This is a genomic window from Streptomyces sp. P9-A4 (genome assembly GCF_036634195.1).
Taxonomy (GTDB): domain Bacteria; phylum Actinomycetota; class Actinomycetes; order Streptomycetales; family Streptomycetaceae; genus Streptomyces.
This window is the reverse complement of record NZ_JAZIFY010000001.1, coordinates 6121269-6136934: the sequence shown is the minus strand read 5'-3', so window position 1 is coordinate 6136934 and position 15666 is coordinate 6121269. Positions and strand designations below refer to the sequence as shown.

The 15666-nt window shown below is 71.3% G+C and carries 18 protein-coding genes and 4 pseudogenes; 10 read left to right on the top strand and 12 right to left on the bottom strand.

Annotation, left to right across the window (positions count from 1 at the left end):
* Positions 1-27: 27 nt before the first annotated feature.
* Both V4Y03_RS27590 and V4Y03_RS27585 read right to left on the bottom strand, forming a co-directional pair.
* A complete protein-coding gene (locus V4Y03_RS27590) occupies positions 28-327 on the bottom strand; it encodes a tyrosine-type recombinase/integrase (protein WP_332436664.1) in 300 nt (99 codons plus the stop codon).
* An 88-nt stretch (positions 328-415) separates the two neighbouring features.
* Positions 416-916, bottom strand: coding sequence for a site-specific integrase (locus tag V4Y03_RS27585; protein WP_332436663.1), 501 nt, complete (start codon positions 914-916; stop codon positions 416-418).
* 78 nt (positions 917-994) lie between these two features.
* Here V4Y03_RS27585 and V4Y03_RS27580 point away from each other — a divergent pair, with 78 nt between their 5' ends.
* Positions 995-1522, top strand: a complete 528-nt coding sequence (locus V4Y03_RS27580; RefSeq protein ID WP_332436662.1) for a hypothetical protein — start codon at positions 995-997, stop codon at positions 1520-1522.
* Positions 1523-1591: 69 nt separating this feature from the next.
* On the opposite strand, the gene V4Y03_RS27575 is transcribed toward V4Y03_RS27580, so the two are convergent.
* From V4Y03_RS27575 to V4Y03_RS27565, 3 genes are read right to left on the bottom strand one after another with little or no spacing between them, the layout of a single operon-like run.
* Positions 1592-2029, bottom strand: a complete 438-nt coding sequence (locus V4Y03_RS27575; RefSeq protein ID WP_332436661.1) for an NUDIX hydrolase — start codon at positions 2027-2029, stop codon at positions 1592-1594.
* A gap of 30 nt (positions 2030-2059) precedes the next feature.
* A complete protein-coding gene (locus V4Y03_RS27570) occupies positions 2060-2851 on the bottom strand; it encodes an SDR family NAD(P)-dependent oxidoreductase (protein ID WP_332436660.1) in 792 nt (263 codons plus the stop codon).
* A complete protein-coding gene (locus V4Y03_RS27565; protein WP_332436659.1) occupies positions 2832-3218 on the bottom strand; it encodes a hypothetical protein in 387 nt (128 codons plus the stop codon). Before V4Y03_RS27565 ends, V4Y03_RS27570 begins: the two co-directional genes overlap by 20 nt.
* Positions 3219-3310: 92 nt before the next feature.
* Between V4Y03_RS27565 and V4Y03_RS27560 the strand changes: the two are divergent.
* Positions 3311-3553: pseudogene (locus V4Y03_RS27560) on the top strand (CorA family divalent cation transporter); the annotation flags it as partial.
* 123 nt (positions 3554-3676) lie between these two features.
* Here V4Y03_RS27560 and V4Y03_RS27555 read toward each other — a convergent pair.
* Entirely contained in the window at positions 3677-4363 is a 687-nt protein-coding gene (locus V4Y03_RS27555) for an SUMF1/EgtB/PvdO family nonheme iron enzyme (RefSeq protein ID WP_332436658.1), read from the bottom strand.
* On the opposite strand from V4Y03_RS27555, the gene V4Y03_RS27550 reads away from it, so the two are divergent.
* Together V4Y03_RS27550 and V4Y03_RS27545 are read left to right on the top strand one after the other, a co-directional pair.
* Complete coding sequence (locus V4Y03_RS27550) at positions 4351-5001, top strand: cellulose binding domain-containing protein (RefSeq protein ID WP_443079892.1); 651 nt, start codon at positions 4351-4353, stop codon at positions 4999-5001. The genes V4Y03_RS27555 and V4Y03_RS27550 overlap by 13 nt on opposite strands.
* A gap of 190 nt (positions 5002-5191) precedes the next feature.
* Positions 5192-6298 carry an RCC1 domain-containing protein gene (locus V4Y03_RS27545; protein ID WP_332436657.1) on the top strand — a complete coding sequence of 369 codons (1107 nt, stop codon included), beginning with the start codon at positions 5192-5194 and terminating at the stop codon, positions 6296-6298.
* A 62-nt stretch (positions 6299-6360) separates the two neighbouring features.
* Here the strand turns inward: V4Y03_RS27545 and V4Y03_RS27540 are convergent.
* A pseudogene (locus V4Y03_RS27540) lies at positions 6361-6630 on the bottom strand (IS110 family transposase); the annotation flags it as partial.
* On the opposite strand from V4Y03_RS27540, the pseudogene V4Y03_RS33950 reads away from it, so the two are divergent.
* The 3 genes and pseudogenes from V4Y03_RS33950 to V4Y03_RS27530 all read left to right on the top strand — a co-directional run.
* Positions 6599-6754: pseudogene (locus V4Y03_RS33950) on the top strand (cytochrome P450); the annotation flags it as partial. The pseudogenes V4Y03_RS27540 and V4Y03_RS33950 sit on opposite strands and share 32 nt — an antisense overlap.
* Before the next feature lie 132 nt (positions 6755-6886).
* On the top strand, positions 6887-7321 hold the full coding sequence (locus V4Y03_RS27535) for an EF-hand domain-containing protein (protein WP_332436655.1): 435 nt from the start codon (positions 6887-6889) through the stop codon (positions 7319-7321).
* 188 nt (positions 7322-7509) lie between these two features.
* The gene (locus V4Y03_RS27530; protein WP_332436654.1) at positions 7510-7725 is read left to right on the top strand and encodes a DUF6243 family protein; all 216 of its coding nucleotides are present in this window, start codon (positions 7510-7512) and stop codon (positions 7723-7725) included.
* Positions 7726-7749: 24 nt separating this feature from the next.
* Here V4Y03_RS27530 and V4Y03_RS27525 read toward each other — a convergent pair whose 3' ends face one another.
* From V4Y03_RS27525 to V4Y03_RS27515, 3 genes are all read right to left on the bottom strand, one after another.
* Positions 7750-9096, bottom strand: a complete 1347-nt coding sequence (locus tag V4Y03_RS27525; RefSeq protein ID WP_443079829.1) for a diacylglycerol/lipid kinase family protein — start codon at positions 9094-9096, stop codon at positions 7750-7752.
* A 246-nt stretch (positions 9097-9342) separates the two neighbouring features.
* Positions 9343-10689 (bottom strand): NADP-specific glutamate dehydrogenase, encoded by a 1347-nt coding sequence (gene gdhA / locus V4Y03_RS27520; RefSeq protein WP_332436652.1) that lies wholly within the window; start codon positions 10687-10689, stop codon positions 9343-9345.
* Positions 10690-10890: 201 nt separating this feature from the next.
* Entirely contained in the window at positions 10891-12174 is a 1284-nt protein-coding gene (locus V4Y03_RS27515) for an NAD(P)/FAD-dependent oxidoreductase (protein ID WP_332436651.1), read from the bottom strand.
* Positions 12175-12433: 259 nt separating this feature from the next.
* Here V4Y03_RS27515 and V4Y03_RS27510 point away from each other — a divergent pair, with 259 nt between their 5' ends.
* On the top strand, positions 12434-12673 hold the full coding sequence (locus V4Y03_RS27510; RefSeq protein ID WP_317877677.1) for a hypothetical protein: 240 nt from the start codon (positions 12434-12436) through the stop codon (positions 12671-12673).
* A 40-nt stretch (positions 12674-12713) separates the two neighbouring features.
* On the opposite strand, the gene V4Y03_RS27505 is transcribed toward V4Y03_RS27510, so the two are convergent.
* Entirely contained in the window at positions 12714-13034 is a 321-nt protein-coding gene (locus tag V4Y03_RS27505; protein ID WP_332436650.1) for a DF family (seleno)protein, read from the bottom strand.
* A gap of 127 nt (positions 13035-13161) precedes the next feature.
* Positions 13162-14358, bottom strand: a complete 1197-nt coding sequence (locus tag V4Y03_RS27500) for an erythromycin esterase family protein (protein WP_332436649.1) — start codon at positions 14356-14358, stop codon at positions 13162-13164.
* 59 nt (positions 14359-14417) lie between these two features.
* Here V4Y03_RS27500 and V4Y03_RS27495 point away from each other — a divergent pair, with 59 nt between their 5' ends.
* Together V4Y03_RS27495 and V4Y03_RS27490 are read left to right on the top strand one after the other, a co-directional pair.
* Positions 14418-15203 carry a TioE family transcriptional regulator gene (locus tag V4Y03_RS27495; RefSeq protein ID WP_332436648.1) on the top strand — a complete coding sequence of 262 codons (786 nt, stop codon included), beginning with the start codon at positions 14418-14420 and terminating at the stop codon, positions 15201-15203.
* A 39-nt stretch (positions 15204-15242) separates the two neighbouring features.
* Positions 15243-15572: pseudogene (locus tag V4Y03_RS27490) on the top strand (MerR family DNA-binding transcriptional regulator); the annotation flags it as partial.
* Positions 15573-15666: the final 94 nt, after the last annotated feature.

Below are 15666 nucleotides of genomic sequence, written 5' to 3'. Positions count from 1 at the left end.
CACAGCGTGTGCTGTGCCCCCGCTCGCTCACGGCAAGGTGAGGTTTTCCGGGACGTACTCGGGGACCACGCCGAGCAGCGCGTCGACGGCTGCCCTGCCCTTGCCGCCGGCCTCGGGCATGAAGTGGGCGTAGTGGTCGAGGGTGATGGTCGGGCTGGAGTGGCCGAGCCATCGGGCGAGGGTGACCACTGACTCTCCGGCTTCAAGGATGATCGAGGCGTACGTGTGCCGAAGGACGTGGAAGCCGTCCTTGCGAGACGCCTTCCAGCTCCCGCCCTTCTCCCGCATGGGGATGACCCCGGCTGTCGCGAGCGCGGGCTTCCACACCTCGACGTTGAAAATGTTCGCCCGGATGGCGTTCCCGTACGTCGTGGTCAGGACAAGCGGGAGGGCTCGTCTCCCGCTCGGGCTCCGGTCAGCCCCAAGGCAACTCGACCTCCACGGCCGGACACTGCGGGAAGTAGGCGGCCAGCTCTGCGGCGACCGAGCGGGGCATGTCGACGACACGCGTCTTCCCGCCCTTGGGCAGTGTGAAGTACAAGCGACCGTTGCGCAGTTGAACCTGCCGTCGCACGCGGATGACACCACGCTCGAAGTCGACGTCCTGCGGCGAGAGGCCGAAGACCTCGCCTTGACGTAGGCCGCACCCGAGGGCGAGAACCACCGCGATCCGGTAGCGCGGGTTGATGACGTCCCGTACGCACTGCGCGGTCTCCAGGGACCATGCTTCCCGCTGATCCTCGGGCGCCTTGGGCCAACGCACCGACTTGGCGCGCATGGGGTTGCGGACGAGCCGCTTGTCGTCGATCGCCGTCTCGAGGATGTTCGAGAGAGAGGTGAGGATCTGCCGGGCATACCGGGGTGCGCATTCGCCTTCGAGGGTGGCGATGTAGCCGCGCAGGACGGTTGCGGACACGTCCCTGAGCGCCACCTCGCCGAGGTGGGGAAAGGCCGTGAGCCGAACCTGAACGCCCCACCGTTCCAGGCGAACGTGATGCCTGACATCCACCCGCCGACCGAGGGCCTGGTGGCACCGGAACCCGTACGGTGCTGCCACGTGCAGGCGAAGGACTACGCCTGGTTCCAGGAGTCACTGGCCCACACCACGGCGGCCGGGTTCATGGCCTTCACGGGATCCGGCCACGCCACCGCCCGGCACCTGACCGATCGGCAGGGCCGCAAACGGTTCACCGGCCTCGAGCGCGCGGCCAGCATGAGCATCCAGGACGCCGCCCACACTCTCTTCGGTAACGAGTACGTCGGCACCGATCACGTCTTCCGTCTGAGCGGCCCTCGCGTCGAGGCGTTCTCCGGCGTGGACGCGGAGGTCTTCCGTCTGCTCGCCCGGGGCGACGTCGAGGAGTATCGCGCCCTCGTCCACGCGAGCCGCCACGTCCGCCCCCGCCTCACCTTCGACAAGGATTGGGGCGGCCCCGTCTCCGTCCATGCCGACGGATCGGTCCTCGCCCTGCGGCTGCTGCCGGGGCAGGACGAGGAGCCGCCTCCGGGCTCCCCGCGCTGACCTCGGAAGGCTGCAGGGACCGGCTCATCTCAGAGCCGGTCCCTGCGGCAGGACGACGTACACGCTGGCTCAGAGCGACGCCTCGGCTCCGAGGCTTCCGCCGCCGACGGCTCCCCTCAGCACGTGGGCGATCTCCTCGGGCTTGAGGTCGATGCCGTCGAGCCCCTCCAGGGTCAGTGGGACCTCCTCCAGCGCGTACTCGCCTCGGCCTTCGGCACTGAACTCGGGACCGGTGCGGTCGTCGAAGGACCAGGTCACGATGCGGGCGAGGTAGAAGAGCTGGCGCTCGTCGTCGGTCTCCATCGTGTGGAGGAGGCGGATGATGTCGGCCTTTCCCGCGATCTCCTCATGGATCTCCCGGTGGAGGGCGGCCTCCCGGGACGCGTCACTGGGCTCGACGCCGCCGCCGGGCAGAACCCAGTACTCGGGGATGCCAGGCTTGGTTCGGCGGATGACCAGCATCGTGTCGTCGGCGGTGACGAGGACGGCGCGGACTCGTTCGATCATTTCGGTTCGTCTCCTTGCTTGTTGACGGTCTCAGTGGAGCAGCCAGCCGCCGTCGACGTGAACGGACTGCCCCGTGATGAACGAGGCAGAGGGGCCCACGAGGAACGCCACCAGGGCTGCGACGTCCTCGGGCCGGCCACGGCGCGGGACGCACTGGCGCTTGATCTCGTCCTCTGGCCGCGCACGGTGCCGGGCGGGGAGGGCGTTCTCTGCCTCGACCTGGATGGCTCCGGGCAGGACCGTGTTGACGCAGATCCCGTACGGGCCCAGTTCCCGGGCGAGAGAGCGGGTCAGGCCCAGCAGCCCGGCTTTCGCGGTGCTGTACGCGACGAGGTTCGTCCGGCCGGCACGGGCGTTGACGCTGCCGATGTTCACGATCCGCCCCCAGCGGCGCTCGACCATGCCGGGCGTGAACGCGTGGCAGGTGCGGTAGTGGGCGGTGAGGTTCACGTCGAGGGAGTAGTTCCAGGCGGCTTCGTCGGTGTCCTGCCAGGCGACGCGGGGGTAGGAGCCGGCGTTGTTGACCAGGATGTCGACGGGCCCGATCTCGGTACGGACGAGGTCGGCCATGGTCCGGACGGAGCCAGGGTCGGTCAGGTCGGCGTTGACCGCGATCCCGGGGCTGCCCGCGCGTTCGAAGGCGGCGAGGAGGGCGTGGGCGTCGGGGTCCTGGCCCAGGTGGTTGATCGCCACGGTCGCTCCGGCGGCGGCGAGTGCCCGCCCGATCTCGGCCCCGATGCCGGTGGCGCCGCCGGTGACGAGGGCGTTGCGGCCCTGGAGCGGGCGGGTCTGGAGAGGGGTCTCAAGCAGATGCAGGGACATTGCTGCTCCGTTCACCAAGGTGGGGGTGAGGGGCCGACGTGGTGGTGAAGAAGGTGTCGAGCGTCGTGCGCGGGGCCTGGCTCTCGGCGAGTTTGATCAGGACGAGCAGGAGGTCGTGTCCGGACAGCCGGGAGGGCGGGATGACGCCGAGGATGCGCAGGGCGAGGAAGGCGTGGATCTCCTCCAGGCTGCTGCCGTTCTCTCCGCAGAGACCGTGCAGGGCGCGGGAGATGGCCGCGGTGCGGCCGGGGCCGGTGTTCCAGGAGTACCGGACGTCGATGTGCCGACTGCTCCGGTGCAGGTCCAGGTGTTCGATGCGCGGACGAGACAGGGGCGGCAGGGCGAGGCGAAGGGTGCGGGCGTACACGTCGGGCTGGTAAGCCGCTTGGGGGAGCGGCGGGGGGGAATCGACTGCGTAAAACGGCGTCACCGTGAAAGCATCGGAAACAAGCAAAGCCGCAGGTCAACGCACCTCATAGGGCAATCCTCACAGGTCAGCGCCCTGAGGGTGACGACTTCAAGAAGATCTCGGCCTGGGCCGCCATTCTCTTCGCGCCCACACTCGTGGGGACGATCTGCGGAATGAACTTCGACTCCATGCCGGAGCTGCACTGGACGGGTGGATATCCGTTCGCGATCGGCTTGATGGGGATTGTCTGTACCAGTTTGTACGTGATTTTCAAGCGGCGGGACTGGCTCTAGGGAACGAACAACCCCGCCCACAGCGCGCACGCACCTTGCTTCTGCATCTGCTGCACGAGCGTTGGGGAGGATGCGGGGAGAAGCGACTGGCCGTCCACGAGAGACAGACAGAGCCGACGCCCGTCACGGACAGTGAGATCGGCACAAGGCCGGGTCGGGGCGTCCGGCCCTCGCGGGCGCCGGGCACAACCCCACCGCAGCCACGCTCAGCTGGTACGTGTCACGAGCCAACCGTCCACTGTGGGGGGGGACATCGCCACGCTCACCGTCAGCCACGGTGGTGAGGCGGCCGTCGCTCAGGGTGTGGTGGGTGAGGAAGGTGCCGTGCCTGACGTTGCACCGGTCCTCGCCATCGGGGGTGAGGGTGTCGCCCCAGGGGTAGCGGCGACCGGGGTGCCCGCCCCTGGCCGCGTGCTCCCATTCGGCCTCGGTGGGCAGGCGGGCGCCGGCCCAGTGGCAGTAGGCGACGGCGTCGTCCCAGGACACGTGCACGACAGGGTGGTCCGGAACCTCCTCCCCATGGGAGAGGGAGCCGGCGGGGTGTGCCCAGTCGGCGCCGACGACGTCGAGCCACCAGGGGGTACGGGGAGCTTGCCCTCTGACGTCCCGGGCGCGGGCGCGCAGTGCGAGGTGGAAGACGGCGGACGAGCCGTAGCGCTCGGCGTCCGTGCGGTGGCCGGTCGCGGCGGCGAAGGCGGCGAACTGGGCGTTGGTGACCGTGGTGGCGGCGATGGCGAAGGGGGTGAGTTCCACCCGGTGCGACGGCTGCTCTCCGTCCGACGGGTAGCCCTCACCGAATCTGTCGCCCATCAGGAACTCTCCGCCGGGAAGGTTCACGAATCGGTCTCGGCGCCACCGCGCTGACCGCCCTCCCGGCCGCCGTCGCGGACGAGAGCATCGCCGTCCGGTGCCGGCACGGCGGCGCGGGCACCGACCAGGCCGCACCCTGGTTCACCGTGGTCAACACCGGGACGACAAACATCCCGTTGAGCCAGGTCAAGCTGTGCTACTACTTCAAGGCCGACCCCGGTGCCTCGTACAGCTACGCCTGCGACCGGGCCGTCAAGGGCTGCACGCATCAGACGGGTACGTTCGGCACGCCGGCCAACTCCACCGCCACGGCGGACCGGTACCTGGAGGCCGGGTTCACGGCGGGGGCCGGCTCCCTGGCACCGGGCGCCGACACCGGGGACGTACGGCTACGCTTCCACCGCTCCGACTGGCAGCCTCTCGACCGGTCCGACGACTACTCCTTCGGGCCCGCGCAGACCACGTACGGGAACTGGACCAAGGTCACCGCCACCATCGGCGGCGTTCAGGTCTGGGGCACCGCCCCCGCCGGCAACTTCCCAATCCTGGTGTCAAGGAGGATCGCGGAGGTTGTGCGCTTCGGGCTCCGCTCGCCAGCGGCAATTCGGATGATCGGCTGGCCGCAGAGTGTTCGGTGATCGTTTGCGGTCACAGTCAGCACCTCAGGCGGAGAAGATCGAGCAAGATCACGCCAATCACATAGCGCAGTGAGCCCGCGACATACAGTGACCGAGCGGGGGTGTCGGGCTGGGCCCAGGACCGATCACGGTCGCGGCAGTCTCAAGACCGTGCTCCCTCCCTACGTGTTACTGATCAGGAAGGCATCACATGGCTGAGAAGCGGCTGAAGTCCTGGGGCAACAACCGGGCCGGGCAGCTCGGCGACGGTACCTGGACCGACTTCCGTACCACCGCCACCACCGTGCTCGGACTGACCAGTGCCGAGGTGGTGAAGATCGCCGCAGGCGGCAGCGGTTCGGCCACCGGCCACGGGCTGGCGCTGCTGACCGACCGCACGGTGCAGTCCTGGGGCGCGAACGGTTCGGGGCAGCTCGGCGACGGCTCCGTGTTCAGCCACAACGCGCCCGGCCAGGTCGTCAACCTGTCCAACGCCACCGACATCGCCGGAGGCGGGAAGCACAGCCTGGCCCTGCTCGCCGACCAGACCGTCGTCGCCTGGGGCCAGAACAACTACGGCCAGCTGGGTAACGGCACCAACATGGACAGCAGCGTCCCGGTCCGGGTCGAGGGCCTGAACAAGGTGATCGCGATCGCCGCCGGGCTCAACCACAGCGTGGCCCTGCGCGAGGACGGCACCGTCTGGGCCTGGGGCTACAACATCAGCGGCCAGCTCGGCGACGGCACCTCCTCCAACAGGAACGTCCCCGCCCCCGTGAACGACCTGACCGGAGTCGCCGGGATCGCCGCCGGGGCCAACCACAACCTCGCCCTGGTCGGCCCGGCCAACGGCGGTGGCGTGGTGATGGCCTGGGGCTACAACGCCACCGGCCAACTCGGTGACAACAGCACCGTCAACCGCTATGCCCCGGTCAAGACCCAGGACACCTGGTCCGGCGAGGTCGTGCGGATCGCCGCCGGCTGCAACCACAGCCTGGCCGTCACCGGCACCACCAACACCCTCCACGCCTGGGGCCAGAACACCTCGGGCCAGCTCGGCGACGGCACCACCGACTACCGGATCACCCCGGTCCCGGTGCCGGGCCTGGCCGGCGTCCAGCTGGTCGCCGGAGGCCGCGAGCACACCATCGCCTTGCTCGGCGACAACACGGTCCGCTCCTGGGGCGCCAACGGCTCCGGCCAGCTCGGCAACGGCACCACCACCGACAGTCTCACCCCCGTGACCACCCTCACCGCACTGACCGGCGTCGACAAGATCGCCGCGCCGATCGGCGGCGACTTCAGCCTCGCCAACTAGCAGGCCCGCCCAACGGGCGGCGGGTCCGGAACTCGCCTCACACCACCCTCACGGCCGGAACGTCAGGTGGCCACCTCGGCAGGCGCTACGGCCTGGAAGAACGCTCCGTCGCGGATCATGGCCCACAGGACGTTGACGCGTCGGCGGGCGAGGGCGATCACAGCCTGCTTGTGTCTCTTGCCCTCCTTCCTCTCCCGGTCGTAGTACGCCTTCGAGACGGGGCAGAAGAACCCGCTGACCTTGGCGGAGAGGTAGAGGGCGCGTTGGAGGCCGCGGTGGTATCGGCGGGGCCTGGGCAGGTTGCCGCTGACCTTTCCGGAGTCCCAGGGGAGGACGCTGTCCGACGTCGTCGCCGAGTCCTTCCGGATCACACCCGCCGCCTGGATCTTCAGCCGCACCACCGTGACCGCCACCGGGTTGGGCGGACACCGGATCCCGGCCGGCTCCGACATCCTCGTCAGCCCGTACATCCTGCATCACCGGCCGGACCTGTTCCCCGACCCCGAGCGGTTCGACGCTGCGCCCGCACCACCAAGGTGCCACCGGAATCACGCACCCGTCGGCCGACGCCGACGCCGAGGGGGCCCGATGACCACCTCGCTGATCACCCCCCGAGTCGTGGTGCTCACGGCGCCGGGCGGACTGCCGCTGCTCGGCCACGCCCTGCCACTGCTGCGGGACCCGGTCGGGCTGCTGCAGTCGATCCAGCCCGCTCGGCGGCATCGCGCGCATCCGCGTCGGGCCGGTGCAGGTGTACGTGCTCAACTCCCCCGAGCTCGTACGGCAGGTGTTCGCCGCGGGATGTGGAGAGCTACCGCAAGGGCAGCTTCTACGAGAAGTGCCGAGCGGACCTACCGGGCCCTCGGCGTCGACGGGCACCTCAGCGCGGAGACCTTCGCGCGCATCGACCTCAACGGCGACGGCTTCGTCAGCGTCGACGAGTTCGTCAACGCGGCGCGTGACGTCTGGAGCAGCAACGACCCCAAGGCTGCCGGTGCGGTCATGTTCGGCCCGCTCAACTGAGACTCACCCGTCATGTCTCGGCGGCCTCGGCACACCCCGTGCGGAGGCCGTCGGCCCGTATCGGAAGTACTCGCCGCGGGCCGGTCGGCGCCGGGGTGGTGAAGGGCTTGGCGCCCGGGGCCGGCGGAAGCGGGTAACGTCCCACCGGTGAATCCGTAAATCACTTCACATCACCACCGGGAGAACCCGTGACCGACAGCAAGAACATCAACAACCCCGTGGGCCAGGGCGGCGGCCCGCGCAAGAAGCTCTCCCGCGCCGAACGGCAGAACAACGGTCCGCACCGCAACCGCGACCGCCAGGGTGCCGCCGACCAGAAGGCCGAGCTGGTGCGCAAGATGCGCGAGAAGGTGCACGCGGCCGAGGGCGCCGAGCAGGCGGACGAGGACACCGCAGCCGGCTGACGGACCCTGCCACGGGGCGGCATCTCACCCCGTCTCCTCGTCACCGCCGAAGGCCAGGGCGAAGATCCGGCGCCATCTCACCGGCGGTACGGGTACCGGGACGCCCGGACGGTCGCGGGGTACCAGGACCCGCAGCGCCCCCGGGCGCAGTGTGCACACCACCGGAGTGGGCATCCGCAGGGCCTCGCCGTCGACCGCCACCGGGATCTCGTCCGTCTCGGCGGTCACCTCGACCCGCTGTGCGCTCATGACGGTCAGCCCCGTGGACTGCGAGCCCCGTACGGCCAGGTCGGCGGCCTGAGCCGCGTCCTCCACCCGGATGCCGACCACGCCCAGCTCGCCGTCGTCGAGGCTGGACCGGCGGCCCGAGCCGCTGAGTTCGTCGGGTGAGACATACGGGTTGTTGCTGATCAGCAGCGCCTGCTGGGAGGAGAGCGCGGTGTCGTCGACCCGCGCGTCGAGCCGTCCCACCCCGTCGCCGAGCAGCAGGTCCGGCATCATGGCCAGCGCCGTGCCCGTCTTGTCGTCGCGGTACTCCGGGTGCTGGACGACATCGGCGTACACCCCGAAGGACACCGTGTTCACGAACGCCCGGCCGGACACGTCACCGAGGTCGATCCGCAGCTCCTCGCCGTCGGTCAGCGCGTCCAGGCAGCGGGACGGGTCCGAGCGGTCGAGGCCCAGGTCCATGGCGAAGTGGTTACGGGTACCGGCGGAGACCACCAGGAACGGCAGGTCGTGCTCGGCGGCGACCGCCGCGACCAGCGCCTGCGTACCGTCGCCGCCCGCGACCCCCAGCAGGTCCGCGCCCCCGGCCACCGCCTCCCTGGCCAGCTCGGCCACATCGGCGGGGGCGTCCGGGTCGAGCAGGATCACCCGCGCGCCGAGCCCCTCCGCCCGTTCCACCAGGTGGAAGCGGCCGACCTTCCCGCCCCCGGACTTCGGATTCATGATCAGGACCGGTCGTCCCGGCGGGGACGCGGGGGTCGCCCGCGACGACCTCTCCGGCCTCGATCTGCGCAGCGCCGCCCGTGCGCAGAGCAGCGCCACGGCCCAGCACAGGCACAGGAACACCGCTGTCAGCCACAGACCCTTGTAGGTGAAGAGCACCACGACGGCGATGGGGGCCGCCGCCGCGACGAGTGCCCCGAACAGCCGCACGGCCCCTCGGTGGGCCACGAACCACCACACACCCGCGGCGCAGGCGACGAGTCCGAGGAGTCCGGCCCCTACGACCAGCAGCCCGCCCTCCCCCACCGCCAGTACGAGCACGAGCAGCGAACCGACCACCGAGAGCAGGGCAAGACGCGCGAGCAGTCGCGCGACCCCACCGCCGTCGGAATCCGCCACGCGCGTACCGCCCCTGCCCATGGCGTCCTCTCCCTCTCACCGGCGGCGCCCGGACACGAGCCCCGCCCGAGCGCGGGCATCACCCGAATGCGAACCCCGCCCGGGACACCAGCCTGCACACTCCGGGGCGAGGCGGCATCCCGGTGGGGCCGTGGGTATGACACGGATGGCCGGAACGGCGGAGGGAGGGAAGGACGGACAGGCCGGGCGCGCGCCGCGCCGGAGCCCTCGTCCCTCGCCCCTCGCCCCTCGCCCCTCGCCCCTCGCTCAGATGACGCCCTGCGCCGCCATCGCCTCCGCGACCCGCAGGAATCCGGCCACGTTCGCGCCGAGCACGTAGTCGTCCGCGTTGCCGCCGTACGCCTCCGCCGTCGCCCGGCAGTCGGTGTGGACATCGCGCATGACGGCGGAGAGGCGGGCCTCGGTCTGCTCGAAGGTCCAGCTGTCGCGCGCCGCGTTCTGCTGCATCTCCAGGCCCGAGGTGGCCACGCCGCCCGCGTTCGCGGCCTTTCCGGGGCCGAAGAGGACGCCCGCCTCGCGGAACAGCTCCACCGCCTCGGGGGTGCAGGGCATGTTCGCGCCCTCGGCGACGGCGCGGACCCCGTTCTTGACCAGGGCCACGGCGTCCTCGCGGCGCACCTCGTTCTGGGTCGCGCAGGGCAGTGCGATGTCGCACGGCACGTCGTAGACCGTGCCCCGGTCCGAGAAGCGCGCGGCCGGCTTCGCCTCGGCGTAGTCGGAGATCCGGGCCCGGCGCACCTCCTTGAGGTCCTTGAGCAGCTCCAGGTCGATGCCGTCCTCGTCGACGAGGTAGCCGGAGGAGTCGCTGCACGCCACCACGCGACCGCCGAGGGCGTGGACCTTCTCCACGGCGTACACGGCCACGTTCCCGGAACCGGAGACGACCACCCGGCGCCCGTCGAATCCCTCCCCGCGTGTGGCGAGCATCTCCTGCGCGAAGTACACCGCGCCGTACCCGGTGGCCTCGGTGCGCACGTGCGAGCCGCCCCAGCCCACCGCCTTGCCGGTGAGGACGCCGGACTCGTAACGGTTGGTGATCCGCTTGTACTGGCCGAAGAGGTAGCCGATCTCGCGCCCGCCCACGCCGATGTCACCGGCCGGAACGTCGGTGTGCTCGCCCAGGTGTCGGTAGAGCTCGGTCATGAAGGACTGGCAGAACCGCATGACCTCACCGTCCGAGCGGCCCTTGGGGTCGAAGTCGGAGCCGCCCTTGCCGCCGCCGATCGCCATCCCGGTCAGCGCGTTCTTGAAGATCTGCTCGAAGCCGAGGAACTTCACGATGCCGAGGTTGACGCTCGGGTGGAAGCGGAGGCCGCCCTTGTACGGGCCGAGGGCGCTGCTGAACTCCACCCGGAAACCCCGGTTGACCCGCACCTTGCCCTGGTCGTCCACCCATGGGACCCGGAAGATCAGCTGCCGCTCGGGCTCGACCAGTCGTTCGAGGATGCCGGTCTCGGCGTACTCGGGGTGCCGTTCGAGGGCCGGGGCCAGGGAGTCGAGCACCTCGGCGGCCGCCTGGTGGAACTCCGCCTCCCCGGGGTTGCGCCGGCGGACCTCTTCGTAGACGGCCTCGATGTGTGAGCTGACGTTCATGGCGGAGTCTCGCCTTCCCTGTGTCCGATGGTTCCCTGGCTCCTGTCGCGCGATACGCGCATCTTGCCGGAGACCCGGCCCGAGCCGCCGAGGGGTCCGGCATCCGGTCCCCCACCGCCTCGGGCCACCGTCCCCTCGGGCCCCACCGCCCCAGGGGGCCGTCGCCTCGGACCGCCGCTCCCGGCCCCCCACCCGTCCCCGTCAGCGCGTCGTCGGTACGGTCGGCGCCGCCGCCCCGCGGTGCCTGATGTCGACGACCGCCGCCCTGGCCAGCGCCGCCGGGCTCAGGAAGCGCAGGGGGCCGATCAGCCGTGAGGCGAACAGGTACATGTGGCGTGCCACCGCCTCGTCGCGTGCCGCCGCCGAGAACACCAGCCGCTCCACGGGGTTGAACGGGCGCCCCTTCGCGAAGTCGGCGGCCAGGTACTGGTGCGGGCGCAGCCGGCGCCGGTGCACGCGCGCGTACCGCAGGAGCGACCGGTCGAGGTCGCCGCGACCGGCCGCCGCCGGGGCGACCTCCTCCGCCAGCCAGCGCGCGGACTGCAGGGCCCATCCGCATCCCACGCCCCACAGGGGGTCGCCGGTCAGGGCGGCGTCACCGACGAGCGCGAGGCCCGGCGCGGTCGGTTCGCGGCTGAGGAGCGGGTAGTCGATCGTGCCGATGATCTTCGATACGCGCTCGGCGGCGTCGACGGGCGGCGCTTCGGGCAGGGCGCGGACGAAGTCGAGGAAGCTGCCCTCCAGGTCCTCCCGGAAGGCCGGCAGGCGCGCCTTGTCCGGGAGGACGGCGAGGACGGTCACCCCGTCGTCGTTCGGGAAGGCGTACGCCATGTCGGGTTCGAGGAACCACGTCTGGCCGATCCCGCCGCGCAGCGGGAGGTCGCGGAAGTGGGCGAGATAGCCGAACCGTCCGTTCTCGTACGTCCGGGTGGGCAGTCCGGCGAACTTCGCCACGGGCGAGTCCTTGCCGTCGGCGCCGACCACGAGGCGGGCCCGGATCTCCCGCTCGCCCCCGGACGTCGACGCGCGCACCCCGGCCGTACGCCCCCGGTGCCCGTCCTCCCGGAGCAGCCCGGTCACCTGGTGGCCGAGGAGCAGATCGACGCCGGGGGTCTCCGCCGCGCGGGACCTGATGAGCGGATCGAGGACGCTGCGCCGGATGTTGTACGCGTGGGGCAGCTCGGGTCCGGTCGGCGCGGCCCTCGGTTCGATCCATCCCCAACGGGTGTACCAGCGGGCCTCGTTGCGGACGGCTCCGGCCTTCTCCAGGGCGGGCAGGAGGCCGAGTTCGTCCAGGACCGGGTGGGCGTTGGCCGTGAGGGAGTGGGTGCACAGCACCTTGTACGCGGCGGGGTCCGAGCGGCGTTCCAGCAGGGCGACGCGGACGCCTCGGCGGGCGAGCAGGATCGCCGCGGCGCTGCCGGCGAGGCCCGCTCCGCTGATGACGACGTCGTACTCGTCCCCCGCGGTCCCAGGCTTGGTCATGCGCTGATCTCCCCCTCGGCTCGGTGGCGCCGTCCGTAAGAACGGCGTGGTGCCCCAGAGCTGTCAGGAGCATGACCGATTGTCAAGAGCGGGGTCGGGTACAGCGCGGCCGGCCGGCCGGCCGTTCTTGCCGGTCGTCGGCAAGAACGGGGGCGCCCGGGTGCGCGTCAAGAACCTGTCAACGACCCGTACGAGACCCGTAGGTTCGCTGGCGGTGCGCCGGGAAGCCAGGTCGGCGCCCTGGCCCGAGGAGTACGCGGTGAACGACGACGAACCCGTCTTCAAGAAGAGCAAGTGGGGTGCGAACCGCTACTACTACAACCCCCGCAACCCCGTCGGCCTCGGCCTGATCATCGCCAGTTCGGTCTTCGCGATCCTCATGATCGTCCTGATGGAGAACCGCGCCGGCCCCTTCGAGCCCACGCCCGAGCCGACGTGGAGCCCCTCCTCGTACACCTACGATCCGTGGTTCCCGACGCCGTCACCGAAGCCTTCGTGAAGCCGCGACGCGGTCAGCTTGCCCGGCTTCGACGCGTCCGTCAGCGGCCCGGCTTCGACGCGTCCGCGAGTGCCTGGACGAGCGCGTCCACGGTGGGCGAGCCCGCCAGGCCCTCCGGGGTGGCGTAGACCCGGCAGGTGAGGCCGTAGCTCTCGGACGCGACGGGGAAGGGATCGCGGCCGTCGACACGGATGGTCGGCGAGCCGGGGAACCGCTGGGCGCGCGCCTGCTCCTCGGTCTCCACGGGGAGCAGGGTCACCTCCTGGCCCGCGTGCCCCGCGAGAACGAGTGCCCGGTCGAGCCGTTCCCTGATGGTGTGCCGGTTCGGGCAGCCCGCGAAGTAGAGCAGTTCGATGTCCACGGTCCCATGATGCCTCCACGCTGCCGACGGCCGCCCAGGAGTCAGAGTGCGGCCGGCGGCAGGCCCAGGTGGTCGGAGGTCGCCTGCGATCCGCCGGGCGCCCGCCGCGTCTTCATGGCCGAGCACCTCATCGCACGACGTCCCTGACGAACACCAGGGCGTCCATGGTCGGCAGGTGGGCCGGGTCCAGTGGGGCGTAGCCGAACCAGGGTGATTCGCGGGGCTCGGGCCGTGCGTCGGTCAGGGTGGCGGCGAGCCGGGACGTGTCGACGGCCGCGCGGTCCTCCGGGAGGGCGTACAGGAGTCCTTCGACGGTGTCCGGCGGCGGTGCGCCGACGCCCTGGTGCCGGATCGTGCCGAGGGCCGTGGCCACGAAGGCGTACTCCTCACCGAGCCGGGCGTTCACCAGCGCGCCCGCGCCCCACCACTCCAGCGGCGTCCCGCCGAACCGCATGCCGCTCTTCTCCCGCTGGAGATGGGTGTTGTGGCCGTGGACGAACACCGGGCCGCGGGCGGCGAGGGCGAGGAGGTTGTCGGCCATCATCCGGTCGCGCAGGCCCACCAGGCGGGTCAGCCGGGCCGGGGAGTCGTCGGCCATCCAGGAGTGGTAGCGCAGCAGGCCGGTGGCGGTGCGCCCGTACAGGCACGCCCGGTCCCACTCCCCCGGCGAGCTCTCCGCGATCAGGTGCGGTGTCCGCTCGTCGAGCAGCGCCACCAGATCGTCGGCGAGCAGCCGCAGCTCCCCGGCCTCGGCCGACCGTCCCACGGACCGGGCCGGGTCCATCATCGCTGCGGGTTCGGTCCACCGGTCGTCGGGCCCGAGCAGACGGTCGAGGGTCTCCGCCGTGCAGGGGAGCAGGTACGCGTCCACCCGGGCCGCGAGATAACCGTGGAGTGCGGTGAGGGCCTGCCGCGGAGCGGCGGCGGCGGTGATCTCCAGTGGGCCGTCGAAGCCGGCGAAGCGAAGCCTCTCGGAGGCGGGCCGGCCTTCGTTGTGGGCGCGCATCCAGCGCACGAGTTCGCGGTTGGCGGCGAAATCGCCCCAGCCGTGGCTGAACCCGTTCTCCATGACCTCGTCGAGGGTGCCGGCACCCGAGGTGACGTGGTCGTCCACGACCAGGCCCCGCAGGCAGTCGGTCTCCAGGGCGATCGTCCGGTGGCCCTCGTGCTCGACGAGGTAGCGGAACAGCTCGTTGCGCACGTCGAGGAGGGCGTCCTCGCCGTGGGTGGGCTCGCCGAGGGCGAGCAGCCGGGGCCGGGCGGGGAGCAGCCTCATGACGGCGGGGCCGTCGAAGGGAACGGAGAGAGGGGTGTCGGAAGCCATGACTTCAACCGTATCGTTGAAGCCTCGATGGAAACTTTTCCCGCGAAACGGGCGGTGTCATGGGGCAGAGCCTTCAAAACCCTCAAAGCCTTCAAAACCCTCAAAGCCTTCGAAGCCCACGCAGCGGTACGCGGCTCAGGCCGGTGGATCTGGCTCGCGCGCACGGCCTGTCCACACAGGCGGTCAGGAACTACGAGGAGGCCGGCATCCTCCCGGCCGCCGCCCGCACCCCCCACGGCTACCGCACCTACACGCCGCTGCACGCGGGCGCCCTGCGCGCCTTCCTCGCCCTGGTGCCCGGGCACGGCCACGGAACGGCGTCGGCGATCCTGCGGGCCGTGAACGAGGGCGCGGCCGACGAGGCCTTCCGTCTCATCGACGAGAGCCACGCCCAGCTTCTCGACGACCGACGCACCCTCCAGGCAGTGGAACGCGCACTCCGCGACCTGGACCCCACGGCGGCCGTGTCCGCCCCGGCCGTCTCGTCCCTGGCCGGGCCCGGCGGTGTGTTCATCGGGCCGCTCGCGGCGAAGCTCGGGATCCGGCCCGCGACGCTGCGCGTCTGGGAGCGGGCCGGGCTCGTGCGCCCGCGCCGTGACCCCCGGACCGGGTACCGGGTCTACGACGAGGCCGCTGTACGGGACGCCCGGCTGACCCACCAGCTGAGACGGGGCGGCCACCTGCTGGAGCAGATCGCCCCGCTGATCACCCAGGTGCGAACGGCGGGCGGGCTGGAGCCGCTGGAGGCCACCCTGCGCGACTGGCACGACCGGCTGTCCGCCCGGGCCCGGTCGATGCTGACCGGGGCGGCGGCACTGGAGGCGTACCTCCGCGAACGCGGCTGAGCGCCCGCCCGGTGTGACGACAGGCCCTGGAGTGCGGTCGTGCCGTCGTACAGCATCGGGCAGGCCGCTCGGCTGCTCGGAGTGAGTTCGGAGACCGTTCGTCGCTGGGCGGCCGGCGGTCGGCTGCGCGTGGACCGGGACGGTACGGGGAACCGCGTGATCGACGGGTCGAGCCACGCGCGCTTCGCCGGGGAGCGAGGCGCCGGTCCGCACGCGGTGCCCGAGGGCGAGGTGACCACCTCCGTGCGCAACTCGTTCGTGGGGATCGTGACGGCGGTACGGGTCGACGCCGTGGCCGCGCAGGTCGAGGTCCAGTCGGGGCCGCACCGGCTCGTCTGGCTCAGGGCCTCGGTGAGGGCGGCGGGCGTCGTCCGTCCGTTCCGTCGGCGCTTCCGTGCGACCTTCCGCGCACGACTCCGTCGCCGCCTCCGTCGGAACTCCTGGTGCGCTCACGGGCCGCGCG